Here is a 25422-nt window from a genome sequence, read left to right on the forward strand (position 1 = left end):
AGCGTCAACCGGCGCTGGTGCGGAGGGCGTCGAGCCGGGTCAGCTCGTCCTCGGTGAGCCGGATGGCGCCGGCCGCCACGTTCTCGGCCAGGTGGTCCGGGTTGCCGGTGCCGGGGATGGCGAGGACGTGCGGGCCCTGGTGCAGGGTCCAGGCGAGGCGGATCTGGGCGGCACCGGCGTCGTGGGCGCGCGCGACGGCGAGGACCTCCTCGTCGTGGTTCCCGGTGGCGCCGAGCGCCCCGGCGTCGCCCGCTACGGCGAAGAACGGTACGAAGGCGATGCCCCGTTCGCCGCAGACGCGGACCAGTTCGCCGGTGGCCGGGTCCGCCGAGTCGAGTCCCCAGCGGTTCTGTACGCACACCACGGGGGCGATGGCCAGCGCCTCGTCGAGATGGCGCACCTCGACGTCGGAGACGCCGAGGTGCCGGATCAGCCCGGCCTCGCGCAGTTCGGCGAGGGCACCGAAGTGCTCGGCGATCGAGTCCTGGCGCATCCGGCGGAGGTTGACGACGTCGAGATGGTCGCGGCCGAGCTGGCGCAGGTTCTCCTCGACGTGCCCGCGCAGCTGGTCGGGCCGGGCGGAGGTCGCCCACTCCCCCGAGTAGTCGCGGTGGGGGCCGACCTTGGTGACGATGACGAGGTCGTCGGGGTACGGAGACAGGGCGGTGTTGATGAGTTCGTTGGCCGAGCGCAGGGCGGAGAAGTAGAAGGCCGCCGTGTCGATGTGGTTCACGCCGAGTTCGACGGCCTTGCGCAGGACGGCGATCGAGCGGTCGCGGTCGCTCGGGGTGCCGTGGTGGAAGGCGGCGCTGCCGGTCAGCCGCATCGCGCCGAAGCCGAGGCGGTGGACGGGCAGGTCGCCGAGCTTCCAGGTGCCGGAGGCGTCCGCGGTGATCGTTTCGGAGGTCATCGACGGAGTCTGGCACACGGTCCTGAGGAGGGTCGGCGGAAGCAGGAAGGGGCCGCCTTGCTCGCCCGGGGCAGCCACGAGACCCGGCGGCCTCGTCCGGAGCACAGCGGCTCCCCTTGCGAGGGGCGCGGCCGCGGTGGGGAGGTGTGAGGCACACTCGACCGATTTGGTCTGTGCCCGTCACGCTGCACCGGTCACGGATGTGGCCGGTCAACCGGTCCTCGTCCGGTGACCGGCATGGTGCACACCCGGTCAGCCGGTGAGTTCGGCTCGCCGTCTGGTCAGGTGGGCCCGTTCGGGCAGGCTGTCGGTGAGCGCGATGGCGGCGTCGTACTCCGCCACCGCCTCGGCGTCCCGGCCCAGCCGGCGCAGCAGGTCGGCGCGGACGGCGTGCAGCACGTGGTATCCGGGCAGGTCGAACGCGTCGACCAGGTCCAGCGCCGCGGCCGGGCCCGCGACCTCGGCGACCGCGACCGCCCGGTTCAGCGCGACGACCGGGCTCGCGGCGACGGCCATGAGCTGGTCGTACAGTCGCAGGATCTGCCCCCAGTCGGTGGCCTCGGCAGCGCGCGCGTCGCCGTGCACGGCGTTGATCGCGGCCTGGATCTGGTAGGGCCCGGGCCGGTTGCGGCGCAGGCACCGCCGCATGAGGTCCTGCCCTTCGGCGATCAGCTCCCGGTCCCAGAGCCCGCGGTCCTGCTCGGGCAGCGGCACCAGCTCGCCGCCCCCGGCCGGCTCCCGGGCGGGCCTGCGGGCCTCGACGAGCAGCATCAGCGCGAGCAGCCCGGCGACCTCGGGCTCGTCCGGCATCAGCTCGTACAGCAGCCGCCCCAGGCGCACGGCTTCGGCGCACAGCGCAGGATCGCCGCCGTAGCCCTCGTTGAAGACGAGGTAGACGACGGCCAGCACGCCGTTCAGCCGGTCGGGGAGGTCGGCGTCCTTCGGCACCCGGTAGGGGATCCCCGCGTCGCGGATCTTCGCCTTGGCGCGCACCAGGCGCTGGGCCAGGGTGGGCTCGGGGACCAGGAAGGCGCGGGCGATCCGGGCCGTGCTGAGCCCGCCGAGCAGGCGCAGGGTCAGGGCGACCCGGGACTGCAGGGCCAGCGCGGGGTGGCAGCAGGTGAAGATCAGCCGGAGCCGTTCGTCGCGCACTGGGCCCTCCTCGGCCGGCGGGTCGGGCGCGTACAGCCGGGCGGCCTCGGCGTGCCGGGCGTCCCGGGAGGACTCGCGGCGCAGCCGGTCGAGCGCCCGGTTGCGCGCGGTGGTGATGATCCAGCCGGCCGGGCTCGGCGGCACGCCGGTGCCGGGCCACCTGTCGAGCGCCGTCGCGAAGGCGTCCTGGACCGCTTCCTCGGCGAGGTCGATGTCGCCGAGGAAGCGGACGAGGACCGAGACCGCGCGCCCGTACTCGGCGCGGAAGACGGCCTCGACATCGGCGGCGTCCGCCATCAGGGCCGGTCCACGAACGGCCGTACCTCGATGGGGAGGGTGGTGGCGAGAGCGGCCTTGCGGCCCCACTCCAGGGCGGCGTCGAGGTCCTCGGCGCGGATCAGGCAGAGCCCGCCCAGGTACTCCTTGCCCTCGGCGAAGGGCCCGTCGGTGATCAGTACGTCGCCGCCCTCGGGCCGCAGCATCGTGGCCGTCTCCGGCCCGTGCAGTCCGCCCGCGAAGACCCAGGCGCCGGCCGCGCGCAGTTCGTCGTTGAACGCCTCCACGTCGCGCATGATCGCGGCGAGCGCGTCGGGCGGGGGCGGGGTGGCGCCGGCGGGCTGGACCACGCTGAGCAGGTAGTGCTTCATGATGTGCTCCTCGGTCGTCGTGAGGTGGCGGGTGTTCTCGCCTTCTACACGAACAGCAGTCCCCCGGATCGACACCGCGCGCCGGGAATCCGGAAGAACCTTCCGCATGACCATCGCCGCGCGTCCGCTCACCGCCCGCGCCCGGGGACTCGCCGGCTGCCTCCTGCCGCCCGCCGCCGGGCGCGCCGGCCAGGAGGGCGTGCCGGCCAGGAGGGCGTGCCGGCCAGGAGGGCGTGCCGGCGGGCAAAGGTGTTGCGTATCGCACATTGCGGTGCACCAAATAGAACACCTCCCCTTGACCTGTCGGCCACCTCGCCTGGACCATGTTGCGCATCACTCAAATCGTTGCGCGATGCGCATCCTGGGAGGGTGTCATGTCTCCTCGACCGCAGCCCGGCCGCGAGTTCGTCCTCACCCTTTCGTGCCCCGACCGGGCGGGCCTGGTCCACGCCGTCACCGGCTTCCTGGTCGCCCACGGCGGCAACATCCTGGAGAGTCAGCAGTTCGACGACCGGCTGCAGGACCGCTTCTTCATGCGGGTGCACTTCGACGTCCCGGACGGCGACGTCCTGCTGGAGGAGCTGCGCACCGGTTTCGTCCCGGTGGCCGAGGAGCACCGGATCACCTGGCGGCTGAACGACGCCTCGACCCCGACCCGCACCCTGATCATGGTGTCGAAGTTCGGCCACTGCCTGAACGACCTGCTCTTCCGCCGGTCCACGGGCGCGCTCAACATCGAGATCCCGGCGATCGTCTCCAACCACCGCGACTTCGAGCCGCTGGCCCGCACCTACGGCATCCCTTTCCACCACATCCCGGTGACACCCGACACCAAGGCGGAAGCCGAGGCCCGGCTGCTGCGTCTCGTCGGCGAGCTGGACGTCGACCTGGTGGTGCTCGCCCGGTACATGCAGATCCTCTCCGACGACCTGTGCAAGCGGCTCGACGGCCGGGCCATCAACATCCACCACTCCTTCCTGCCGAGCTTCAAGGGAGCCCGGCCGTACGTCCAGGCGCACCACCGCGGTGTCAAGCTGGTCGGCGCCACCGCGCACTACGTGACGCCCGATCTGGACGAGGGCCCGATCATCGAGCAGGACGTCGTCCGGGTGAGCCACTCGCACGCCCCGGACGAGCTGGTCGCGCTCGGCCGTGACGTGGAGGCCCAGGTGCTCGCGCGCGCCGTGCGGTGGCACAGCGAGAGCCGGGTGCTGGTCAACGGCCGCTGCACGGTCGTCTTCCGCTGACAGCCGGCGGACCGGACGGCGGACCGCGAACGGCGGGACGGCACCCCCTCGGGGTGCCGGCCCGCCGTTCGCGATTCCTCAGACGTACTCCACGGCCGCGTCCAGCAGCCAGTCGGCCAGGTAGCCGGCGAAGGAGGAGCGCACCAGGACCCAGAACCCGGCCCTGGTCTCGTCCCGCGCGACCAGGACGACCTGGGTGCGGGCCAGCGTGGTCTGGGCGCAGCGGCCGGGGCCGAAGGCGCGCGGGTGCAGGTCCAGGGCGCAGCCGTGGGCGAGCAGGTCGCGGGCGCGCGGGCCGCCGACCAGGAGGGTGGTGCGCTGGGCGGAGACGTCGGTGACGGCGACCGGCTCGTCCCCGGCGGCCGCGCGGATCCGGTCCTCCAGTTCCCGCTCGGTGCCGGGCCGGCCCACCACCAGCCATTCGTCGGGGCCCAGCCACACCGCGGTCACCTCTCCCGCGTGCACCACCGTGTTCGGGTCAGGGGGCAGCTGGAGCCCGAGGGCCGGCCCGACGGCGTCCGCCGCCGGGCTCTTGGCGTCGAGGCGGACGTTCACCTGGGCCAGGAAGGGGAGTTCGGCCAGGCGGAGCGCGCCCTTGGAGGAGCGGGTCACGGCGGCCAGGCGGGGGGCGGCGCCCGCCAGGGGGCTGCGCCGGCATGCGGTCGGGGCGGTGTCAGCCATCGCGGCGGGCTCCCTCGGGGTCGTAGAGGACGGGACCGGCGACGGTCACCGGCAGCAACCGGTCGCCGACCGGGGCGTACAGGCGCTCGCCGATGCGGTCCCGGCCGCCCTTGACCAGGGCGAGCGCGAAGGTACGGCCGAGCGCGGCGCTGCGGTAGCTGGAGGTGACGTGGCCGAGCATCGGGACGGGCGGGGCGGGCAGTTCGCCGTCGGCGACCAGGTGCGTGCCCTCGGGGAGGACGGCCCCGGGGTCGTCGGTGAGGACGGCGACCAGGTGCCCCCGGTCCGGGCGGACGGTGTCGGCGCGGGCGTAGGAGCGCTTGCCGATGAAGTCGGGCTTCTTCTTCGACACCGCCCAGCCCATGCCGAGGTCCTGCGGGGTGACCGTCCCGTCGGTGTCCTGGCCGACGATCGGGTAGCCCTTCTCCGCGCGCAGCACGTGCATGGTCTCGGTGCCGTAGGGGGTGATGCCGTACGGCGCCCCCGCCTCGTACAGAGCCTCCCAGAGCGCGACCGCCTGCCAGGGTGACACGTTGATCTCGTAGGCGAGTTCACCGGAGAAGCTGATCCGGCACACGCGGGCCCCGATGCCGGCGACGGTGGTCTCCCGCCAGGCCATGAACGGGAAGTCGTCGTTGGCCACGGCCAGTCCGGGCGCGAGCGAGCCGAGGACCGCGCGGGACCGGGGGCCGACCAGGGCGACGGTCGCCCAGTGCTCGGTGACCGAGGTGCAGTGCACCCGCAGGTCCGGCCACTCGGTCTGCAGCCACTCCTCCATCCAGTCCAGGACGGCCGCCGCGTTGCCGGTCGTGGTGGTGACGAGGAACCGGTCGGGGGCGAGCCGGATGACCGTGCCGTCGTCGAACACCATCCCGTCCAGGCGGCACATCACGCCGTAGCGGATCATGCCGACCTTCAGGCTGCTCATCATGTTCGTGTAGAGCCGGTCGAGGAAGAGCGCCGCGTCCGGGCCCTGGACGTCGATCTTGCCGAGGGTGGAGGCGTCCATGAAGGCGACGCCCTCGCGGGCGGCGCGGCACTCGCGGAGCACGGCGGTCTCCAAGTCCTCGCCGCCCCGCGGGTAGTACCAGGGCCGCTTCCACTGCCCGACGTTCTCGAAGAGCGCGCCGTGCTCGACGTGCCAGCCGTGCAGGGCGGTGGTGCGGACCGGGTCGTGCAGCGCGCCCCGGTCGCGCCCGGCCAGGGCGGCGAAGGAGACGGGGGTGTACGGCGGCCGGAAGGTGGGCAGGCCGAGCGCCGAGAGGTCCACGCCGAGGAGTTCGGCGACGACCCCGCTGGCCAGCACACCCCCGGTCTTGCCCTGGTCGTTGGCGGTGCCCGCCGTGGTGTAGCGCTTGGTGTGCTCCACCGAGCGCAGGCCCGCGCCGGTCGCACGGGTCAGGTCGGCCACGGTGACGTCGCGTTGGAGGTCGACGAAGCGGGGGGCGGCGGTGGCGGTGGGGACCGTGAAGACGTGCATGGACGGCGTGTACGGCTGGACGGTGACCGCGGGGAGCGCGGGCATGGGCGTCCTGGTGGTGTAGCCCTCGGCCTCGGCCGCGCGTGTTCCCGCCGCCGCGCCCTCGGCGAAGGCGGCGGCAAGGTCGGCGGTGCCGTTCGCGGCACCCGCGGCCTCGACCGCCTGCCCGCAGCTGTCGGGGACGAACGTGCCGAGCGTCTCGTCGTGACGGAGCCTGCCGCCCGCCTGGCTGAACAGGTGGGCGACCGGGTTCCAGCCGCCGGAGACCAGGAGCAGGTCGGCGGCGAACTCGCGCTGCGGGGCGATGGGTTCGGGTTCGTCCGCGGTGGCATTCACCGCCTGGTACGGGGCGGCGGTCACGGCCGTGAGACGGGCGCCGCCCGCCGTGCCGGTGACCGCGTGGCCGGTCAGCACCTCGATGCCGGCGGACCGGGCTCGTTCGGCCCACTCCCCCGGTGCGGGGCGCGTGTCGACGATCGCCGCGATGGTGACCCCGGCCGCGGCGAGGTCGAGTGCGGCGGCGTAGGCGGTGTCGTTGGTGGTGAACACGACGGCGTGGCGGCCGGGCAGGACGGCGTACCGGTGCAGGTAGGTGCGGGCCGCGCTCGCCAGCATCACGCCGGGGCGGTCGTTGTCGCCGAAGGCGAGGGAACGCTCGTGGGCGCCGGTGGCGAGGACGACGCGCCGGGCGCGGATCCGCCAGACGCGTTCGCGGGAGACGTGCTGCGGGGCGTCGGCGCCGAGGTGGGCGGTGCGGCGTTCCACGGCGAGGAGGTGGTTGTCGTCGTAGTGGCCGAAGACGGTGGTGCGGGGCAGGACGCGTACCTCGGGGGCGGCGTCGAGGCGGGCGCGGGTGGCAGCGACCCAGTCGAGGTGCTCGCCGGTGCCGAGCAGGCTGCCGCCGGGTTCCGGCTGGTCGTCGGCGAGGATGACGCGGGCGCCGCTGGTGGCCGCGGCGGCCGCGGCCGCGAGGCCGGCGGGGCCCGCGCCGACGACGAGTACGTCGCAGTGGGCGTGCACGGCGTCGTAGCGGGCCGGGTCGGGGGTGGTGGCGAGGCGGCCCTGGCCGGGGAGGCTGGTCGCCACCAGGCCGTCGTGGAGTTCCACGGTGGTGGCGGGGAGCATGGGTTCGGGGAACGGGGCCTCGATCTGGACGACCGCGTTGGGTTCCTCTGCGCCGGCGGAGAAGATGCCCCGGGGGCGGCCGAGTCTGATGCTGGTGGCGGCTTGGATGACGCCGTTGGCGAGGAGGGCGGAGGCGAGGGTGTCGCCTCGGTAGCCCTGGTACCGGATGCCGTCGAAGGTGAAGGTGAGGGGGGTGGTGCGGTCGATCCGGCCGCCGGTGGGGGTGCGGGTGGGAGGGGTCTCGCCCCCGCCGCCCCTGCCCGTCCCGTCCTGAAGGGGCGCCGCCCCTTCGACCCCGCCGGGGGCTGCGCCCCCGGACCCCCCTTCGGCCTGAACGGCCTCGTCCTCAAACGCCGGACGGGCTGAAGAAGAAGGCACCGCCGGACCCCCCGTCGAAGGAAGCGGCGCCGGCCGGGAAGGGGGCTCGGTGGGCTGCGGGCGGGGTTCGCCTGCTCCGTACACCGTCAGGAGCTCGTTCGTGGATGTGTCGCGCACCGCGTTGAACCACCGCCGACAGCCCGCGGCATGGCTCCAGCGTTCCGCGAACGGGCCCTTGGGATTGTCCCGGAAGAACAGATACCGTGCCCACTCCTCGTCGGTGAGGGACGCCGGGTTCTCGGGGTAGGGGACGTGGGCCTGGCCGCCGTAGTGGAACTCGGCCTCGTCGCGGGGCCCGCACCACGGGCAGGGGATGAGCAGCATGGTCGGGCTCCCTAGTGGGCCACCGCGGCGGCGCCGTGCTCGTCGACGAGCGCGCCGGTGGTGAAACGGTCGAGCGAGAAGGGGGCGTTGAGGGGGTGGGGGGCGTCCTCGGCGATGGTGTGGGCGTAGACCCAGCCGACCCCCGGGGTGGCTTTGAAGCCGCCCGTTCCCCAGCCGCAGTTGAGGTAGAGGTTGTCCACCGGGGTGCGGCCGACGATCGGCGACGCGTCGGGGCTGACGTCGACGATGCCGCCCCAGGTGCGCAGCACGTGGGCGCGGGCGAAGACCGGGAAGAGTTCGAGGGCCGCCGCCATCTGCTCCTCGATGATGTGGAACGCGCCGCGCTGGGTGTAGGAGTTGTACGCGTCGATGCCGGCGCCCATCACCAGTTCGCCCTTGTGCGCCTGGCTGACGTACACGTGCACCGCGTTGGACATGACGACGGTGGGGTGGACGGGCTCCAGGAGTTCGGAGACCAGGGCCTGCAACGGGTGGCTCTGGAGGGGGAGTTCGAAGCCCGCCATGGCGGCCAGGACCGAGGTGTGGCCGGCCGAGCACAGGGCCACTTTGCCGGCGGCGATGGGGCCGAGGGTGGTCTGGACGCCGACGACCCTGCCGTCCGCCACGTCCACTCCCGTGACCTCGCAGTTCTGGATGATGTCGATGCCGGCCGCGTCCGCGGACCGGGCGAAGCCCCACGCCACGTAGTCGTGCTTGGCGATGCCGGCCCGGGGCTGGTAGGTGCCGCCGAGGACCGGGTAGCGCACGTCGGGTGAGGTGTTGACGATCGGGCAGACCTCTTTGACGCCGTCCGCGTCGAGCCACTCGGCGTCGACACCGTTGAGGCGGTTGGCCTCGACCCGGCGGACGCTGTCGCGGACGTCCTGGAGGCTGTGGGCGAGGTTCAGGACGCCGCGCTGCGAGAAGAGGATCGGGTAGTCGAGTTCCTCCTCCAGGCCCTCCCAGAGCCTCAGCGCGTGTTCGTAGATGCCCGCGCTCTCGTCCCACAGGTAGTTGGAGCGGATGATCGTGGTGTTGCGGGCCATGTTGCCGCCCGCGAGCCAGCCCTTCTCCAGGACGGCCACGTCGGTGATGCCGTGGTTCTTCGCCAGATAGTGGGCGGTGGCGAGGCCGTGTCCGCCGCCGCCGACGATGACGACGTCGTACGACCGCCTGGGCTCGGGTGTGCGCCACAGGAAGTCCGGGTGGTCGGGGAGGTCGGCGCCGGGGGTGCGCGGGCTCATCGGGCGTCTCCGTCGTGCGAGAGGTGCGGGTAGAGCGGATGCTTCGCGGCCAGTGCCTCGGTGCGGGCGCGCAGGGCGGCTGTGTCCGGCTCGGGCCGGAGGGCCAGCGCGATGACGTCGGCGACCTCGGCGAAGTCCGCCGCCGTGAAGCCCCGGGTGGCCAGCGCGGGAGTGCCGATGCGCAGGCCGGAGGTGACCATGGGCGGGCGCGGGTCGAAGGGGACGGCGTTGCGGTTGACGGTGATGCCGATCGAGTGGAGCAGGTCCTCCGCCTGCCGGCCGTCGAGGGGCGAGTCGCGCAGATCGACCAGGACGAGATGGACGTCCGTGCCCCCGGTCAGCACCTTCACCCCCGACGCGGCCGCGTCGGGCCGGGTCAGACGCTCGGCGAGGATGCGGGCGCCGGCCAGGGTGCGGGCCTGGCGCTCGGCGAACTCGGGGGACGCGGCGACCTTGAAGGAGACGGCCTTCGCCGCGATGACGTGTTCCAGCGGGCCGCCCTGCATGCCGGGGAACACCGCCGAGTTGATCTTCTTGGCGAGGTCGGCGTCGTTGGTGAGGATGACCCCGCCGCGCGGTCCGCCGAGGGTCTTGTGGGTGGTCGTGGTGACCACGTGGGCATGCGGCACGGGGCTGGGGTGAAGTCCCGCCGCGACCAGGCCCGCGAAGTGCGCCATGTCGACCATGAGCAGGGCACCGGCCTCGTCGGCGATCCGGCGGAACTTCGCGAAGTCGAGCTGCCTCGGGTACGCCGACCAGCCCGCGATGATCATCTTCGGGCGGTGTTCCCTGGCCAGCCGCTCCACCTCGTCCAGGTCCACGAGGTGGTCGGTCTCGCCGACGTGGTAGGGCACGACATCGAGCATCTTGCCGCTGTAGTTGATGCGCATGCCGTGGGTGAGGTGGCCGCCGTGCGCGAGGTCGAGGCCGAGGATCGTGTCGCCGGGCCGGAGCAGGGCGAAGAAGACGGCGGTGTTGGCCTGGGCGCCCGAGTGCGGCTGGACGTTGGCGAACCCGGCCCCGAAGAGCGACTTGGCCCTTTCGATCGCCAGCCGCTCGGTGACGTCGACGTGTTCGCAGCCGCCGTAGTAGCGGCGGCCTGGATAGCCCTCGGCGTACTTGTTCGTCGCGACCGACCCCTGCGCCTCCATCACGGCGGTGGGCGCGAAGTTCTCGGAGGCGATCATCTCCAGGGTGGACTGCTGACGGTGCAGCTCGGCACGGAGCGCGGCGTGAACCTCGGGGTCGAGTTCGGCCAGGGGCGTGTTCAGGGCGTTCATGCGGGTGTCGCGTTCCTCTCGGTCACTGCCGGTGCTCCTTCCAAGAAACCGAACCGCGGCGCCCGGTGAGGGGCGCGGGGCCGTGCCGGTATCGCGGCTGCCGCCGGGTGGGCGCGACCAGCCACGGCGAGCCCGCACCCGGACGAGGACACCACTCGGATCCCTCACCCACGGAGACGGCTCATCGCCGGGTCGAACAACGGCTCCTCGGCCACCACGGCCTCCACTCGCTGATCGAAGTACCCGATCTGCACGCCGGTGCCGGGCACCGCCAGCTCCGCCGGGAGCCACGCGTACGCGATCCCCTTGCCGATCGTGTAGCCGTACGCCGCGCTGGTCACGTAGCCGACGGCGCGGTCACCGTCGAACACCGGCTCCTTGCCCATGACGACGGCCCGCGGGTCGTCCACGGTGAGGCAGCTCAGCCGGCGCCGTACCGCCGCCTTGCGGCGCTCCAGCGCGGCCTTGCCGACGAAGTCGCCCTTGTCGGGCCTGACGGCGAAGCCGACGCCGGCCTCGTAGGGGTCGTGCTCGTAGGTCATGTCGGTGCCGAAGGAGCGGTAGCCCTTCTCCAGACGGAGGCTGTTGAAGGCGCCGCGGCCGGCGATGATCCCGCCGAGGGGCTCGGCCGCCTGCCAGAGGGTGTCCCAGAGTTTCGCGCCCTGATCGGCGGTCGTGTACAGCTCCCAGCCGAGTTCGCCGACGTACGACAGCCGCATCGCGGTGACCGGCACCGAGCCGAGGTAGGCGCGCTTGGCACGGAAGTACTTGAGGCCCGCGTCGGAGAAGTCCTCGTCGGTGAGCGGCTGGAGGACCTCGCGGGCCAGCGGGCCCCACAGACCGACGCAGCAGGTGCCGGGGGTGATGTCGCGGACCTGGACCCTGCCGTCGGCGGGCAGGTGGCGGGTGAACCAGTCGAGGTCGAGGTTGCCGTTGGCGCCGACCTGGAAGAGGTCCCGGGCGAGGCGGGCCACGGTGATGTCGCTGCGGATGCCGCCGTCGTGGCCGAGCAGCAGCGTGTACGTCACCGAGCCGACGGACTTGGCGACCTTGCCGGTGACCAGGCCCTCCAGGAAGTCCGCGGCGCCGGGGCCGCTCACCTCCAGGCGCTTGAGGGCGGTCATGTCGTACATCGCGACGGTCTCGCGGGTGACCTGGGCCTCGGCGCCGACGATCGGCGACCAGTAGCGGGCGGCCCAGTCGTTGGGGGTGGGGATGGCACGGCCCTCGACCAGGCCCGCGTTCGCCTCGTACCACTGGGGGCGTTCCCAGCCGTTCGCCTCCAGGAAGAACGCGCCGTGTTCCCGCTGGCGGGCGTGGAAGGGGCTGGTGCGGATCGGGCGCGGCCTCCCGGACGGCTGGAGGGGGTGGAGGATGTCGTAGACCTCGACGAAGTTCTGGCAGTCGCGGGCGAGGACGTACTCGGGCGAGAGCTGGTGCGGCTCGAAGCGGTTGACGTCGCACTCGTGGAGGTCGAACGAGGAGCAGTGGCCGTCGACCAGCCATTCGGCGACCGCCCTGCCGACGCCCGCGGAGTGGGTGACCCAGACGGCCTCGGCGACCCAGAAGCCCTTGACGTCCGGGGACTCGCCGAGCAGCGGGTAGCCGTCGGTGGTGAAGGAGAACAGGCCGTTGATGCCTTCTTCGACCTTGGCCTCGCGGGTCGCGGGGAGCAGGGACCGGGTCTCGTTCCAGGCGTCCTCGAAGTCCTCCTCGGTGAACTTCAGGACGGAGGGCATCCGGTCGGCCTCGTCCACGGAGAGGATGTCGTCGGCGGAGACCGGCATGGGGCGGTGACCGTAGGAGCCGATGCCGAGGCCGTCGAAGCGGTCGCGGTAGTAGAGGTCGGCGTCCTGGTGGCGCAGGATCGGGCGGACGGCCTCCTCGGTCTGGCCGGCCAGCGCGGGGACCGGGCCGGTCCAGGCGAGCTGGTGGGCGAGCGGGGTGAGGGGCAGGTTCATGCCGACCATGCGGGCGATCCTCGGCCCCCAGATGCCGGCGCAGCAGACGACGATGTCGGCGGGGATCTCGCCCTGGTCGGTCACCACGGCGGTGACGGCGCCCTCGCTCTGCCGCACGTCGAGGACCTCGTGGCGGGCGAGGAAGCGGACGCCACGCCCGGTGGCCCGGCGGATCTGGGCCTCGACGGCGAGGACGGCCTTGGCGAGGCCGTCGGTGGGGACGAGCAGACCGCCGAGGATCCGGTCGCGGTCGACCAGCGGGTGCTGCTCGACGCACTCCTCGGGGGTGAGGATCCGCGCCTCGACGCCCCAGGCGGTGATCCAGCCGTGCCGGCGGTGGAGCTCGGCGAGGCGCTCCGGGGTGGTGGCCACTTCGAGGCCGCCGACCTGGAGGAAGCAGGGCTTGCCGTCGACGTCGAGGGAGCAGAACTTCTCGACGGTGTAGCGGGCCAGTTCCGTCATGGTCTTCGAGGGGTTGGTCTGGAAGACCAGGCCCGGCGCGTGCGAGGTCGAGCCCCCGGTCGCCGGGAGGGGGCCCTGGTCGACCACGGTCACCTCGGTCCAGCCGCGTGCGGAGATCTCGTCCGCGAGGGCCGCCCCCACGACGCCCGCTCCGATGATGACCACTCGGGGTCCCGCCATCGCCCAACCTCCGAACTTGAGACCGGTGCAGTTGCTTTGTGCGCAACGTGATTCAGGCTGCGCAACTCAATGTGCCTGCCTCCGACGAGGGGTGTCAAGGGGGTGGCGACCTAGCGGAACAGGCAGGGGAAGGGCCTGGGGAACGGCCCCGGCGGCGGCCGGGAAACGGCAACGCCCGGCGGGCGGCGCGCACAGCTGCGCACCGCCCGCCGGGCGTCCCGGAACGGCTCTCCTCGCGGCTCCGCTACTTCAGCCAGGCCTTCACCTTGTCGGGGTTGGCGTCGACCCATTTCTTCGCCGCGGCGTCGTCCGACAGCTTGTCCACCGCGATGTACTTGGCCACGGTGTTCTGGTCGTCGTTGGTCCAGTGGAAATTCTTCACCAGGTCGTAGGCCGGGCTGCCCGACTTGGCGAAGTTCGCGCTGACGATCTTGTCGAGGTCGTAGACGGGATAGTCGCAGGCGACCTTGGCCGCGTCGGCGTCGCAGCCCGTCGTGTACTTGGGCAGGTCGACCTTGACCAGCGGCACCTCGGACAGGAACCACTGCGGTTCGTAGAAGTAGCCGATCAGCCACTGCTTGTTCTTCTCGGCCGTTCTGAAGGCCTGGATGAGCGCGGTCTCGCTGCCCGCGTACACCACCTTGAAGTCCAGCTTCAGGTTCTTCACCAGGGCGGCGTCGTTGGTGACGTACGACGGGTCGCCGTCGAGCAGCTGGCCCTTGCCGCCGGACTCGGAGGTCTTGAACCGGGCGGCGTACTTGTCGAGGTTCTGCCAGTTCGTGATGTCGGGGTGCGCCTTGGCCAGCCACGGCGGCACGTACCAGCCGATGATGCCCTTGTTGCCGGTCGAGCCGGCCTCGACGGCCGTCTTCTGCCCGGTGATGTACTTCTTCTTCAGATCGTCGTGACCCCAGTTCTCCAGGACGGCGTCGACCTCGCCGGTCCCGAAGCCCTGCCAGGCGATCTCCTCCTTGAGGTCCTTCTTGTCGACCGTACAGCCGAGGTCGTGCTGTGCGACGTACGCGACGACCGCCGCGTCCGCCTCGTAGCCCACCCAGGGATTGACGGCCAGGTTGAAGGTGCCGCACTTGCCGCCCGAGGACGTCGAGCCGGCGGAACCGCTGTCGCCCACCTTCGCGCCGCCGCAGGCCGTGAGGGTGAGGCCGAGAACGGCCAGGCCGGCCGCGCCGGCTCGCCAGTGTTGTGCCATGGTGTAGAGCTCCTTATGCCCTGGTGCGTCGCGCCGCAGCCTGTGTGATCCGGTCGAACATGACTCCGAGCAGTACGATCGCCAGCCCTGCCGCCAGCCCCTTGCCGTACAGCTCGCCCTGCGAGAAACCGGCCACGACGTCGTAGCCGAGGGCGCCCGCCCCTACCAGGCCGCCCACCACAACCATCGACAGCACGTAGATCAGGCCCTGGTTGGTCGCGAGGGTCAGGGCGCCGCGTGCCATCGGCAGCTGGACCTTGGTGATGATCTGCCAGGTGTTGCACCCGGCCGAGGTGGCCGCCTCCACGGTGGGCGCGGACACGTTCCGCACCCCGTCCGCGATGATCTTGACGGCGACGGGTGCCGCGTAGACGACGGCCGCGACGATCGCCGTGAAGCGGGTGGCGCCGAAGAGCGCCAGGAACGGCACCAGATAGACGAACGGCGGCATGACCTGTGCCGCGTCCAGGGTGGGCCGGATCAGCCGGTCCACCAGCGTGCTGCGGCCCATCCACACGCCGAAGACGACGCCGACCAGCATCACCAGGGCGGTGGCCACGGCGGTGGAGGCAAGCGTGGTCATGCTGTCCGACCACAGGCCCGTGGCGACCAGCAGCCCGACGCAGACGGCCGCCGTCACGCCGGCCCGCCAGCCGCCGAGGACGGCGCCGAGCCCGACCAGGACGGCGCCGACCAGCCACCACGGGGAGTCGGTGAGCAGCGTCTGGAACGGGTTGAGCAGGCCGTTGGTGAGGACGTCCCGCAGGGCGTTGGTGAGGCCGGAGAGGTGGTCCTGCAGCCACGTGGTCGCGGTGTCGGCGGCGCTCGCGATGTGGCTGCCGGCGGTGCCGTCGCCGGGGAACTCGGCCGCCCAGACGTAGGTGTGGGAGAGGTAGACCAGGACGAGGGCCGCGACTCCGCCCGCCCCGAGCAGCGGGCGGCGCCACTTCAGGAACCGTCCGTCGCGGCGGGTCTCGGTGCGCGCGGCGGCGGCCGTGGTGACCCGGTCCAGCACGATGGCCATGACGACGATGGCGAGGCCGGCGTTGAAGGCGGTGCCGACGTCGAGCGACTGGAGGGCCTGGACGACGGTCTTGCCGAGGCCGGGCGCGTCGATCAGGGCGGCGATGGTGACCATGGCCAGGGCGGCCATGATGGTCTGGTTGACGCCCATGACGACCGTGCGCTTCGACATCGGCAGCAGCACCTTGACCAGTTGCTGGGTGCGGGTGGTGCCGAGCGAGTCGGCCGCCTCGACGGTGGTCTCGGGGACGGAGCGGATGGCGTGTGCGGTGATGCGGATGGCGGGCGGGGCCGCGTAGATCACCGTGGTGATGACGGCGGAGGCGCCGCCGATGAGGAAGATCAGGGTCAGCGGGGCGAGGTAGACGAAGGTCGGCATCGTCTGCATGAAGTCGAGGAAGGGCGTCATGACCCGGTTGAACCGGTCGGAGAGCCCCGCCCACACGCCGAGCGGGATGCCGATGAGCAGGGCCACCAGGACCGCCGACAGGGTCAGCGCCAGGGTGTCCATGCTCTCCTGCCACAGGCCCTGGAGCCCGAAGAAGGTGAAGCCGGCGACGGCCAGCAGGGCGACCCGCCAGTTCCCCACGGCCCACGAGACGTAGCCGGTGAGTCCGACGACGCCGAGCCAGCCGATCTGCGGGACCGGACGGCCGCCGGCGGGCTGGGAGATCACGGACTGGACGAAGGTGACCAGGTTGTCGATGGCCAGCCGGATCTCGTTGAAGAAGTAGAGGAAGACCGGGTTGGAGTTGCGGTTGGCGCCGATGCTGTCGTTGACGTCGTTCAGCCGGCGGTGCAGGCCGGTGAGGTCGGCGGCGGCCAGGGTGAGCGTCTGCCGCCCGCGGAACGCGGCGAAGAGCACCAGCCAGACGACCAGGATCGCCGCCACCACCATCGGGCGGCTGATCTTCTCGCGTATCGTCGCGGCCGGCGCGGTCGCGTCGGCTACGGCAGCCATCACGCGCCGCCTTCCTGCCCGGCGACGACGGCGAGGATCTCCTCGTCGCCGACGATGCCGAGCAGTTCGCCGTTCTCGACGACCTTGACCGGCTTCTCGGCGGCGAGCACCGCCCGGGTCGCCTCGCGGACCACGACGTCCGGTCCCAGCTCCGGTCCGTCGAGGGCGTCGTCGGGCCCGGCGGGCCGCATGATCCAGCGCAGGGTGAGGACGTCGCCGCGCGGCACGTCCTTCACGAAGTCCCGGACGTAGTCGTCCGCCGGGGCGCCGACGAGTTCGTCGCCGGTGCCGCACTGGACCGTCCTGCCGTCCCGCATGATCAGGATGCGGTCGCCGAGCTTGAGGGCCTCGGAGAGGTCGTGGGTGATGAAGACCATGGTCTTGCCGACCTCGTGGTGCAGGCGGATGACCTCGCTCTGCATGTCACGGCGGATCAGCGGGTCGAGTGCGGAGAACGGTTCGTCGAAGAAGAGGACGTCCGGGTCGCCGGCCAGCGCCCTGGCCAGGCCCACCCGCTGCTGCATGCCGCCGGAGAGCTGGTCGGGGTAGGAGTTCTCGTAGCCGGCGAGGCCCACCAGTTCGACGGTCTCCATCGCGCGTTTCACGCGGTCGGCCCTGCCCATGCCCCGGATCTCCAGGCCGAACGCCACGTTGTCGACGACCTTGCGGTGCGGCAGCAGGCCGAAGTGCTGGAAGACCATGGAGAACTTGCTGCGCCGCAGTTCCCGCAGCCGCCGGGCGTCGGCGCCCCGGATGTCCTCGCCCTCGAAGACGATCTCCCCGGCGGTGGGTTCGATCAGCCGGGTGAGACATCGCACCAGGGTGGACTTGCCGGACCCGGACAGGCCCATGACGACGAAGACCTCGCCGGGCGACACCTCGAAGTTCACGTCCCGGACGGCGGCGGTGCAGCCCGTGCGGTCCATCAGCTCGCGGCGGGTGAGCCCGCAGAGCTCCTCGGAGCCCGGCACCTCGTCGGCCTTCGGCCCGAACACCTTCCACAGCCGGCGCACGGAGATGACGGGGGTGCGGTCCTGAGGGTCCTGGGACGTGTCGCGCCGCTGCGACACCTCGGTCGGGGCTGGGGTCATGGTGGGGACCTCTCTTCGGCGTCAGCCGCGGAACCAGTGCTGCGGCCCGGGTTGGATGTTCTGCCAGACGTGCTTGGGCTCTCGGTACTCGTCCAGGCCGGTCGGTCCCAGCTCGCGGCCCACGCCCGAGTGCCCGAAGCCACCCCATTCCGCCTGCGGCACGTAGGGGTGGTAGTCATTGATCCACACGGTTCCGTGGCGCAGCCTGCGGGCGACCCGCTGGGCCTTGCCCGCGTCCTGTGTCCAGACGGCGCCGGCGAGGCCGTACTCCGTGTCGTTGGCGATGCGGACGGCGTCGTCCTCGTCCCGGAAGCGTTCGACGGTGAGCACGGGCCCGAAGGACTCCTCGTGCACCACGCGCATGTCCTGCCGGCACTCGTCGAGGACGGTGGGCGGGTAGTAGAAGCCGTTCGCGAGGGCGGGGTCGTCGGGGCGGGTGCCGCCGCAGCGCAGTACGGCGCCCTCGGCGATTCCGGCGGCGACGTACGCCTCGACCTTCTCGCGGTGCTGTGCGGAGATCAGCGCGCCGGTCTCGGCCTCGGGGTCGAAGGGGCCGCCGAGGCGGATCAGGCGGGCACGGCGGACGACCTCGTCGACGAAGGCGTCGTGGACCCGGTCCTCGACGATCAGCCGGGCGCCGGCCGAGCAGACCTGCCCGGAGTGCAGGAAGACGGCGGTGAGCGCGAAGTCGACGGCCGTGTCGAAGTCGGCGTCGGCGAAGACGACGTTGGGGTTCTTGCCGCCCAGTTCGAGGGCGACCTTCTTCACGGTCGCCGCGGCGGTGGCCATGATCCGCCTGCCGGTCTCCAGCCCGCCGGTGAAGGACACCATGTCGACGGCGGGGTGCTCCGAGAGCGCGGCGCCCGCCTCGGGGCCGGCGCCGAGGACTAGGTTGCCGGCACCGGGCGGGAGTCCGGCCTCCTCCAGCGCCTTCAGCAGCAGGATCGCGGTGGAGGGAGTGAGCTCGCTGGGTTTGAGGACGAACGTGTTGCCCGCCACGAGGGCGGGCGCGACCTTCCAGGAGGCCTGGAGCAGCGGGTAGTTCCACGGGGTGATCAGCCCGCACACGCCGACCGGCTCGTACACGACACGGCTGACGGCGTCGTCACGTCCGGTGTCGATCACCCGGCCGGCGTCGGTGCCGGCGATGCCGCCGTAGTAGCGGAGGCAGGAGACGACGTCGGCGATGTCGTACTCGCTCTCCACCAGGCGCTTGCCGGTGTCCAGGGACTCGGCGCGGGCGAATTCCCTGGCGTCGCGCTCGATGATGCCGGCGGTGCGCAGCAGCAGCGCGCCGCGCTCCCGCTCGGGGGTGTGCGGCCAGGGGCCTTCGTCGAACGCGCGCCGGGCCGCGGTGATCGCGGCCTCCGTGTCGGGGCGGGTGGCCTCCGAGACCGTCGCGACGAGGGTGCCGTCCGCCGGACAGCGGATCTCGCGGTGGCCGCCGGCCACCGCGGCACGCCATTTTCCATCCACATACAGGTCTGCCACGGCCGCGCCCTTCGAACCCGAATTCGTTGCGCATTGTGCATTGGATTGCTTTTGGTGGAACACCCTGACCGAATGTACTGACAGCCGTCAAGGGCTCCGCGTATCCCGATTCGGCCGCGAAAACGGCCCCCTCGGCGCGGGTCAGCCGCCCAGCCGGTCCAGCAGCGCCCGGCGCCACCGCTCCGTCTCGGCAACCTGGTTGAAGGTGAACAGGTGGAGGCCGGCCACGCCCGCCGACGGCGCGGTGAACGCCGCCGCGCCCCGGGTGAGCAGCCGCCGCGGGTCGTAGCCGCCGGGTGCCGCCAGGCGCAGGAACCAGGAGGCGTGCCCGGTGAGGAAGCGGGCGGACTCCCCCACCCCGATCTTCGTGGCCATGGCGAGCAGCCTGGCCCGCTGCACGGGCCCGGCGACGCCGACGTACACGGGCAGGGTGACGTCACGGCGGCGGATCCGGGTGAGCCAGTCGCCGAGCACGCGCGCGTCGAAGCAGAGATTGCTGACGATGTAGGTGGCGTGCGCCCGCTTGTCCCACATCGCCTGGATGGTGAGGTCGTCATGGATGAGGGGATGGCTCTCCGGATAGCCGGTGATCCCGGTTTCGGTGAAGGGTCTGCCCATCCCGGTCAGCCGCCGCAGCACCGGGAGTGCTCCCCCGTACGGCCCGGCGGGCGGATCGGCGTCGCCCGCCGGGACGAAGATGTCGTCGACACCCGCCCCGCCCAGCCGCTCCGCGACGTCCTTGAGGTGGGTGTCGTCGCGCAGCAGGCGCGCGGGCACGTGCGGGACGACGCGGTAGCCGTGCGCCGCGAGCCGTTCGGTGAGGGCGAGGGTGGGCTCCAGGCCCTTGACCGGCGACGCCGTGACCGCGACCGTGACGTCGCGGGGCACGTGGGCGAGGACCTTCTCCTCGGTCGCCCGTGCCGGCAGCACCTCGTAGCGGACCCGGGCGAGCAGCGCCCGCAGCGCCTCGGCGCCCACGGCGCGCTACCCGGCCTGCTTCTGGGCGTCGCGGAGCCGGTAGTAGACGGCCTTCGACGGTGGCAGCGGCTGCTTGCCGAGGATGAGGTCGGCCGCCTTCTCCGCGATCATCATCACCGGGGCGTAGATGTTGCCGTTGGTGACGTACGGCATCACCGAGGCGTCCACCACCCGCAGGCCCGCCACGCCGTGCACCCGCATGCTCGCCGGGTCGACGACGGACATCTCGTCGGTGCCCATCCTGCAGGTGCAGGACGGATGCAGGGCGGTCTCGCCGTCCTTGGCGACCCAGTCGAGGATCTCCTCGTCCGTCGCCACGGAGGGGCCGGGGGAGATCTCCCCGTCGTTGTAGGGGGCGAGGGCGGGCTGGTTGAGGAGACCGCGGGCGACTCTGACCGCCTCGGCCCACTCGCGGCGGTCCTGCTCGGTGGAGAGGTAGTTGAAGCGCAGGGCCGGGTGTTCGCGCGGGTCCCTGCTCCGGATCTTCACCGAGCCGCGGGCGTCGGAGTACATGGGGCCGACATGGACCTGGTAGCCGTGACCGCCGGCCGGCACCGAGCCGTCGTAGCGGACCGCGACCGGCAGGAAGTGGAACATCAGGTTGGGGTAGTCCACGTCCTCGTTGCTGCGGCAGAAGCCGCCGGCCTCGAAGTGGTTCGTCGCGGCCGGGCCCGTGCGGAACAGCCACTGCAGGCCGATGAAGGGGGCCCGCCACTTCGCCAGGTACGGCTGCACGGAGACGGGCTGTTTGCAGGCGTACTGGATGTACACCTCCAGATGGTCCTGGAGGTTCTCGCCGACGCCCGGCAGGTCGTGGACGACGTCGATGCCGAGGGCGCTCAGTTCCTTCGCGTTGCCGACGCCGGAGAGCTGGAGCAGCTGCGGGGAGTTGATCGCGCCGCCGCACAGGATGACCTCCTTGGCGCGGACCTGCTGGAGGGCACCCTTGCCCCGCCGGAACTCGACGCCGACCGCCTTCTTGCCCTCGAAGAGGACCCGGGTGACGAGGGCGCGGGTCCGGACGGTGAGGTTGGGGCGCTTCCTGGCGGGCTTGAGGTACGCCTTCGACGCGGACAGGCGGCGGCCGCGGTGGACGTTGCGGTCGAACTTGGCGAAGCCCTCCTGCCGGTAGCCGTTGACGTCGTCGGTGGGCGCGTGGCCGGCCTCCTCGGTGGCCTTGAGGAAGGCGGAGAAGAGCGGGTTGGTGGCCGGGCCGCGCTCCAGGACGAGGGGGCCGTCGTGGCCGCGGAACTCGTCGTCCGGGTCCGCGGCCAGGCAGTTCTCCATCCGGCGGAAGTACGGCAGGCAGTGGGCGTAGTCCCAGGTCTCCATGCCCGGGTCGGCGGCCCAGCGCTCGTAGTCCATCGGGTTGCCGCGCTGGAAGATCATGCCGTTGATGCTGCTGGAACCGCCGAGCACCTTGCCGCGGGCGTGGTAGATGCGGCGGCCGCCCATGTGGGGTTCGGGCTCGGACTCGTACTTCCAGTCGTAGAAGCGGCTGCCGATGGGGTAGGTCAGCGCCGCCGGCATGTGGATGAAGACGTCCCACGGGTAGTCGGGGCGGCCCGCCTCCAGGACGAGCACCCGGTTGCCGGGGTCGGCCGAGAGCCGGTTCGCCAGTGCGCTGCCCGCCGAGCCACCGCCGACGATGACGAAGTCGTACTGCAAGGGAGCCATGGGGCCTCGTCTCGCTCGCGCCGTCGATTGCGCGGCATGCTAGTACGGGTATCGCTATACGCACCAGGTTGCGAACAACGCAACTTGTAAGATCTTTGTTCACATCGCGTTACTTGGAGCGCGTTGTTTACTGCGCGTATAGTTTCGCTATGAGCAACTTCAGTCCGGAGACCGACACGAACGGCTCATCTTCTGGTGGCGTGCAGTCCGTCGACCGCGCCATCAGCGTCCTGGAGATCCTGGCCCAGCGCGGCGAGGCGGGGGTCAGCGAGGTGGCCGCCGAGATCGATGTTCACAAGTCGACCGCGTTCCGCCTGCTGGGCGCCCTGGAGGCGCGCGGTCTCGTGGAGCAGTCGGGCGAGCGGGGCAAGTACTCGCTCGGCTTCGGCATCGTACGCCTGGCCGGGGCCGTGACGGGTCGCATCGACGTCACCCAGCAGGGCCGGCAGGTGTGCGAGCGGCTGGCCGAGGAGATCGGCGAGACGGTCAACATCGCGGTGATGCAGGAGCACTACGCGATCAACCTCCACCAGGTGCGCGGCACGGCCGCCGTCACCGCGCACAACTGGGTCGGCCAGCTGACCCCGCTGCACGCCACCTCCAGCGGCAAGATCATGCTCGCCCACCGGCCCGCCGCGGAGCGCGCCGCCCTGATCTCGGACGGGGGTCTGAAGAAGCTGACCCCGCACACCATCTCCTCGAAGGCGAAGCTGGAGAAGAACCTCGCCGAGGCCCGGGAGCGCGGTTACGCCTGCACGCTGGAGGAGTTGGAGATCGGGCTGCACGCCATGGCCGCGCCGATCCGGGACCGGGAGGGGGTGGTCATCGCGTCGATCAGCGCGTCCGGGCCGTCCTACCGGTTCACCGAGGAGCGCATGCACGAGCTGGCCCCGGTGCTGGTCAAGGGCGCGGAGGAGATCAGCCACCGCATGGGGTACCTGGGCTGAGCCGCGCGCCGGACGACCGCCGCGGGGCCCGCTCGCGGACCGCCGCAGGGCCCGCTTCCGCCCCTTTCAGGCGCGGGCCACGGGCGTCACTGCGGCTGCCGGGTGCCGAGCCGCTCGTGGACCCAGTCGTGGAAGGCGCCGATGTGATGCTCGCTGGGCACCAGCACCCCGCCCTTGGCGTACAGCCGTGAGCTCATGCCGGGCTGCGTGCGTTCGCAGGCCTCGAAGTCCTGGCGGTTGACGCGGTCGAAGAGTTCCACGGACCGGCTGACGTCCTTGCCGCTCTCGACGACGTGCGGCAGGTAGAGCCAGTCGCACTCGACGATCGTGCGGTCGACGGCCACCGGGTACATCCGGTGGAATATCACGTGGTCCGGCACGAGGTTGATGAACACCTGCGGCTTGACGGTGATCGCGTAGTACCGCCGGTCCTGGTCCGCCGAGACCCCGGGGATGCGGTCGAGGCCCTCGGAGCCGTCGACGGTGAAGCCCTGGACGTCCGCGCCGAACTCGGCGCCGTGGCCGACGTAGTACTGCGCCGCGTAGCCGTCGGCGAACTCGGGCAGCACCTCGGTGAGTTCGGGGTGGATGGTGGCGCAGTGGTAGCACTCCATGAAGTTCTCGATGATGAGCTTCCAGTTCGCCTTCACGTCGTAGACGATCCGCCTGCCCACCGAGAGTTCCTCGATGCCGTAGTGCTCGATCGACTCGACGTCGCCGAGCCGCTCGACGGCTGCCCCGATCACGTCCTCCTCGAAGGACGGCGGGTGCTCCGCGAGGCACACCCAGACATAGCCGAGCCACTCCCGGACGGCCACGCCCACCAGGCCGTACTCGGTGCGGCCGACGTCGGGCATCTTGGTGAGGTTGGGGGCCGCGACCAGCTTGCCGTCCAGGTCGTAGGTCCAGGCGTGGTACGGGCACTGGAACGCCCGTCTGACCTCGCCCGCCTCCTCGGTGCAGAGCCTGGCGCCGCGGTGCCGGCAGACGTTGAAGTAGGCGCGGACCGACTGGTCCCGGGCCCGGGTGACGAGGATGCTCTCGCGGCCCACGTCGACGGTGCGGAAGGCGCCGGGCTTCGGCAGGTCCGCGGCGCGGGCCACGCAGAACCACATCGTCTCGAAGATGCGCTCCTGTTCCTGGGCGAAGATCCCGGGGTCGCTGTAGGCGGAGCCGGGGAGGGTGGCGATCAGGCTGTCCGGCAGGCTGGTCGAGGTCACGGTGCACTCCTCGGAGGACGTCGTGGATCGGTGGGGTGGGGCGGGCGCCGGGTCAGGGCGCGGCGGTGCCGAACTGCTTGCGGGCGCGGGTGAACAGCCGCGGCTGGTTCATCCCGAGCACGGCGACCTGCCGGCCCGCCCGCCGGTACACGGCGAGGAAGCTGCGGTCGTCGGTCGAGCCCTCCTCGACCGTCACGGTGTCGGCCCCGGCGGCGTGGCCGACGAACTGGATCTTCACGCCGTACTGGTCGGACCAGAAGTAGGGCGGCCGGGGCGTACCCGGTTCCCGAGCGCCGTGGGCGAGCAGCGTGGCGACGGCGGTGTCCGGCCGTTCCAGCGCGCCGGTCCAGTGCTCGACCCTGCGGTGGGTGCCGGTGTGCGGGTCGTACCAGTTGGCGCAGTCGCCGACGGCGACGACCCCGGCCACGCTGGTGCGCCCGTCGGCGCCGCACTTCACGCCGTTGTCGAGCGCGATGCCGGAGCCCTCCAGCCAGTCGACGCACGGGCGTGCCCCGACCCCCGCGACGACGGTGTCGGCGGGCACGCTGCGGCCGTCCTCCAGCAGTACGGCCGTCACCCGGCGCTCACCGCTCAGCCCCTTGACCCCCACCCCGCACAGCAGCCGTACCCCGTGGTCGGCGTGGAGGGCGGAGACGACGGCGCCCATGGTCTCGCCGAGCGGGCCGGCCAGCGGGGCCGGGGCCGCCTCGATGACGGTGACGTCGAGGCCGAGCGTGTACGCCGTGGCGGCGACCTCGGCGCCGACGAACCCGGCGCCGATCACCACCAGGCGGCCGCCCCGGGCGAGGTCGTCCTTCAGGGCGCGGGCGTCGTCGAGGGTGCGCAGCACATGGACCCCGGCGAGGCCCTCGGTGCCGGGCAGGGTACGGGCCGCGGCGCCGGTCGCGATGACCACGCCGTCGGCGCGGACCTCCCGGCCGTCGGCCAGCCGGACCGACCGCGCGGTGCGGTCGAGCCCGGTGGCCCGGGTCCCGAGCAGCCACTGTGCCTGCAGGTCCTCGTCGTCACGCTCCAGCGCCAGGTCCGCCTCGCCGAGGGTGCCGGTCAGGAACTCCTTGGACAACGGCGGTCTGTCGTAGGGGCGGTGGGGTTCGTCGCCGACGACGACCAGCCGGCCGTCGTACCCCCGCTGCCGCAGTGAGCGCGCGGCCGACAGTCCGGCCAGTGAGGCGCCCACCACGGCGACCGTCCTCACGCCGCGCCGCCGGCGAGGCGGGCGGAGACGCACGGCGGCAGGTTGGGGGCGTCGCCGGACAGCCGGACGTAGACCGTGCCGTCCGTCACGACGACCTCGTGGGTGCGGACCGGGAGCTTGGCCGGCGGCGCGTCCACGGCGCCGGTCCTGAGGTCGAACTTGGAGGCGTGCAGGGGGCATTCCACCTCGCAGCCCTCCAGCCAGCCGTCGGCGAGCGAGGCGTCCTGGTGGGTGCAGGTGTCGTCGATGGCGAAGAGCTCACCGTCATCGGTGTGGAACACCGAGACGGGCGGTTCGATGTCGAGCCGGTGGGCCTCGCCTCGCGGCAGATCCGCGAGACGGCACGCGGGAATCATCATGACACCTCGGTGCGTATAGCGAAACGGATTGCGATGAGCGCAACGTCAGTCTGCGGGCCGCCGCGAAGCGTTGTCAAGGAGTTCACGCGCCGGTTTGCCCGGGCCACCACGGCGGTTCCCCGGGCACGCCGAAGCACCCTCGAAACCGTGTGTGAGCAGGGCGGACACGCCTCGCGGG

The 25422-nt window shown here is 71.9% G+C and carries 19 protein-coding genes; 2 read left to right on the forward strand and 17 right to left on the reverse strand.

What is annotated here, in order from left to right:
- Nucleotides 1-4 precede the first annotated feature (4 nt).
- The 3 genes from LQ326_RS31450 to LQ326_RS31460 form a co-directional block, all read right to left on the reverse strand.
- Nucleotides 5-910 (reverse strand): aldo/keto reductase, encoded by a 906-nt coding sequence (locus tag LQ326_RS31450; protein ID WP_234542437.1) that lies wholly within the window; start codon nucleotides 908-910, stop codon nucleotides 5-7.
- A 252-nt stretch (nucleotides 911-1162) separates the two neighbouring features.
- The gene (locus LQ326_RS31455) at nucleotides 1163-2359 is read right to left on the reverse strand and encodes an RNA polymerase sigma factor (protein ID WP_234542438.1); all 1197 of its coding nucleotides are present in this window, start codon (nucleotides 2357-2359) and stop codon (nucleotides 1163-1165) included.
- Nucleotides 2359-2709: a YciI family protein gene (locus tag LQ326_RS31460; protein ID WP_234542439.1), complete on the reverse strand. Its 351-nt coding sequence runs from the start codon at nucleotides 2707-2709 to the stop codon at nucleotides 2359-2361. Before LQ326_RS31460 ends, LQ326_RS31455 begins: the two co-directional genes overlap by 1 nt.
- A 374-nt stretch (nucleotides 2710-3083) precedes the next feature.
- Between LQ326_RS31460 and purU the strand changes: the two genes are divergently transcribed.
- Nucleotides 3084-3956 (forward strand): formyltetrahydrofolate deformylase, encoded by an 873-nt coding sequence (gene purU, locus LQ326_RS31465; RefSeq protein WP_234542440.1) that lies wholly within the window; start codon nucleotides 3084-3086, stop codon nucleotides 3954-3956.
- Between the two features lie 78 nt (nucleotides 3957-4034).
- On the opposite strand, the gene LQ326_RS31470 is transcribed toward purU, so the two are convergent.
- The 11 genes from LQ326_RS31470 to betA form a co-directional block, all read right to left on the reverse strand.
- Nucleotides 4035-4637 carry a sarcosine oxidase subunit gamma gene (locus LQ326_RS31470; protein WP_234542441.1) on the reverse strand — a complete coding sequence of 201 codons (603 nt, stop codon included), beginning with the start codon at nucleotides 4635-4637 and terminating at the stop codon, nucleotides 4035-4037.
- The gene (locus tag LQ326_RS31475; RefSeq protein ID WP_234542442.1) at nucleotides 4630-7944 is read right to left on the reverse strand and encodes a sarcosine oxidase subunit delta family protein; all 3315 of its coding nucleotides are present in this window, start codon (nucleotides 7942-7944) and stop codon (nucleotides 4630-4632) included. The genes LQ326_RS31470 and LQ326_RS31475 overlap by 8 nt, the downstream gene beginning before the upstream one ends.
- An 11-nt stretch (nucleotides 7945-7955) precedes the next feature.
- Nucleotides 7956-9188 carry a sarcosine oxidase subunit beta family protein gene (locus LQ326_RS31480; protein ID WP_234542443.1) on the reverse strand — a complete coding sequence of 411 codons (1233 nt, stop codon included), beginning with the start codon at nucleotides 9186-9188 and terminating at the stop codon, nucleotides 7956-7958.
- Entirely contained in the window at nucleotides 9185-10468 is a 1284-nt protein-coding gene (gene glyA, locus LQ326_RS31485) for a serine hydroxymethyltransferase (protein WP_234542444.1), read from the reverse strand. Before glyA ends, LQ326_RS31480 begins: the two co-directional genes overlap by 4 nt.
- Before the next feature lie 164 nt (nucleotides 10469-10632).
- The gene (locus LQ326_RS31490) at nucleotides 10633-13071 is read right to left on the reverse strand and encodes a GcvT family protein (RefSeq protein WP_234542445.1); all 2439 of its coding nucleotides are present in this window, start codon (nucleotides 13069-13071) and stop codon (nucleotides 10633-10635) included.
- Between the two features lie 244 nt (nucleotides 13072-13315).
- The gene (locus LQ326_RS31495; protein WP_234542446.1) at nucleotides 13316-14281 is read right to left on the reverse strand and encodes an ABC transporter substrate-binding protein; all 966 of its coding nucleotides are present in this window, start codon (nucleotides 14279-14281) and stop codon (nucleotides 13316-13318) included.
- 13 nt (nucleotides 14282-14294) lie between these two features.
- The gene (locus LQ326_RS31500; protein ID WP_234542447.1) at nucleotides 14295-16265 is read right to left on the reverse strand and encodes an ABC transporter permease; all 1971 of its coding nucleotides are present in this window, start codon (nucleotides 16263-16265) and stop codon (nucleotides 14295-14297) included.
- Complete coding sequence (locus LQ326_RS31505) at nucleotides 16265-17356, reverse strand: quaternary amine ABC transporter ATP-binding protein (protein WP_234542448.1); 1092 nt, start codon at nucleotides 17354-17356, stop codon at nucleotides 16265-16267. The genes LQ326_RS31500 and LQ326_RS31505 overlap by 1 nt, the downstream gene beginning before the upstream one ends.
- A 21-nt stretch (nucleotides 17357-17377) precedes the next feature.
- Nucleotides 17378-18847, reverse strand: coding sequence for an aldehyde dehydrogenase family protein (locus tag LQ326_RS31510; RefSeq protein WP_234542449.1), 1470 nt, complete (start codon nucleotides 18845-18847; stop codon nucleotides 17378-17380).
- Nucleotides 18848-18988: 141 nt separating this feature from the next.
- Nucleotides 18989-19825 carry a methylenetetrahydrofolate reductase gene (locus LQ326_RS31515; RefSeq protein ID WP_234542450.1) on the reverse strand — a complete coding sequence of 279 codons (837 nt, stop codon included), beginning with the start codon at nucleotides 19823-19825 and terminating at the stop codon, nucleotides 18989-18991.
- Between the two features lie 6 nt (nucleotides 19826-19831).
- Complete coding sequence (betA, locus tag LQ326_RS31520) at nucleotides 19832-21502, reverse strand: choline dehydrogenase (RefSeq protein ID WP_234542451.1); 1671 nt, start codon at nucleotides 21500-21502, stop codon at nucleotides 19832-19834.
- Nucleotides 21503-21651: 149 nt separating this feature from the next.
- On the opposite strand from betA, the gene LQ326_RS31525 reads away from it, so the two are divergent.
- Nucleotides 21652-22449, forward strand: coding sequence for an IclR family transcriptional regulator (locus tag LQ326_RS31525; protein ID WP_234542452.1), 798 nt, complete (start codon nucleotides 21652-21654; stop codon nucleotides 22447-22449).
- A gap of 86 nt (nucleotides 22450-22535) precedes the next feature.
- Here LQ326_RS31525 and LQ326_RS31530 read toward each other — a convergent pair whose 3' ends face one another.
- From LQ326_RS31530 to LQ326_RS31540, 3 genes are read right to left on the reverse strand one after another with little or no spacing between them, the layout of a single operon-like run.
- Nucleotides 22536-23669: an aromatic ring-hydroxylating oxygenase subunit alpha gene (locus LQ326_RS31530; protein WP_234542453.1), complete on the reverse strand. Its 1134-nt coding sequence runs from the start codon at nucleotides 23667-23669 to the stop codon at nucleotides 22536-22538.
- A 52-nt stretch (nucleotides 23670-23721) separates the two neighbouring features.
- Nucleotides 23722-24885 carry an NAD(P)/FAD-dependent oxidoreductase gene (locus tag LQ326_RS31535; RefSeq protein ID WP_234542454.1) on the reverse strand — a complete coding sequence of 388 codons (1164 nt, stop codon included), beginning with the start codon at nucleotides 24883-24885 and terminating at the stop codon, nucleotides 23722-23724.
- Nucleotides 24882-25244 carry a bifunctional 3-phenylpropionate/cinnamic acid dioxygenase ferredoxin subunit gene (locus tag LQ326_RS31540; RefSeq protein WP_234542455.1) on the reverse strand — a complete coding sequence of 121 codons (363 nt, stop codon included), beginning with the start codon at nucleotides 25242-25244 and terminating at the stop codon, nucleotides 24882-24884. The genes LQ326_RS31535 and LQ326_RS31540 overlap by 4 nt, the downstream gene beginning before the upstream one ends.
- Nucleotides 25245-25422 lie beyond the last annotated feature (178 nt).

This window comes from Streptomyces shenzhenensis (assembly GCF_021462265.1).
Classification (GTDB): domain Bacteria; phylum Actinomycetota; class Actinomycetes; order Streptomycetales; family Streptomycetaceae; genus Streptomyces; species Streptomyces shenzhenensis.

What these genes read in the sequence shown, in the direction of transcription:
- LQ326_RS31500 (WP_234542447.1), bottom strand. Translation starts at nt 16,265, where the DNA reads ATGGCTGCCGTAGCCGACGCGACCGCGCCGGCCGCGACGATACGCGAG.
- LQ326_RS31475 (WP_234542442.1), bottom strand. Translation starts at nt 7,944, where the DNA reads ATGCTGCTCATCCCCTGCCCGTGGTGCGGGCCCCGCGACGAGGCCGAG.
- betA (WP_234542451.1), bottom strand. Translation starts at nt 21,502, where the DNA reads ATGGCTCCCTTGCAGTACGACTTCGTCATCGTCGGCGGTGGCTCGGCG.
- LQ326_RS31480 (WP_234542443.1), bottom strand. Translation starts at nt 9,188, where the DNA reads ATGAGCCCGCGCACCCCCGGCGCCGACCTCCCCGACCACCCGGACTTC.
- purU (WP_234542440.1), top strand. Translation starts at nt 3,084, where the DNA reads ATGTCTCCTCGACCGCAGCCCGGCCGCGAGTTCGTCCTCACCCTTTCG.
- LQ326_RS31455 (WP_234542438.1), bottom strand. Translation starts at nt 2,359, where the DNA reads ATGGCGGACGCCGCCGATGTCGAGGCCGTCTTCCGCGCCGAGTACGGG.
- glyA (WP_234542444.1), bottom strand. Translation starts at nt 10,468, where the DNA reads ATGAACGCCCTGAACACGCCCCTGGCCGAACTCGACCCCGAGGTTCAC.
- LQ326_RS31505 (WP_234542448.1), bottom strand. Translation starts at nt 17,356, where the DNA reads ATGACCCCAGCCCCGACCGAGGTGTCGCAGCGGCGCGACACGTCCCAG.
- LQ326_RS31495 (WP_234542446.1), bottom strand. Translation starts at nt 14,281, where the DNA reads ATGGCACAACACTGGCGAGCCGGCGCGGCCGGCCTGGCCGTTCTCGGC.
- LQ326_RS31460 (WP_234542439.1), bottom strand. Translation starts at nt 2,709, where the DNA reads ATGAAGCACTACCTGCTCAGCGTGGTCCAGCCCGCCGGCGCCACCCCG.
- LQ326_RS31540 (WP_234542455.1), bottom strand. Translation starts at nt 25,244, where the DNA reads ATGATGATTCCCGCGTGCCGTCTCGCGGATCTGCCGCGAGGCGAGGCC.
- LQ326_RS31470 (WP_234542441.1), bottom strand. Translation starts at nt 4,637, where the DNA reads ATGGCTGACACCGCCCCGACCGCATGCCGGCGCAGCCCCCTGGCGGGC.
- LQ326_RS31450 (WP_234542437.1), bottom strand. Translation starts at nt 910, where the DNA reads ATGACCTCCGAAACGATCACCGCGGACGCCTCCGGCACCTGGAAGCTC.
- LQ326_RS31490 (WP_234542445.1), bottom strand. Translation starts at nt 13,071, where the DNA reads ATGGCGGGACCCCGAGTGGTCATCATCGGAGCGGGCGTCGTGGGGGCG.
- LQ326_RS31525 (WP_234542452.1), top strand. Translation starts at nt 21,652, where the DNA reads ATGAGCAACTTCAGTCCGGAGACCGACACGAACGGCTCATCTTCTGGT.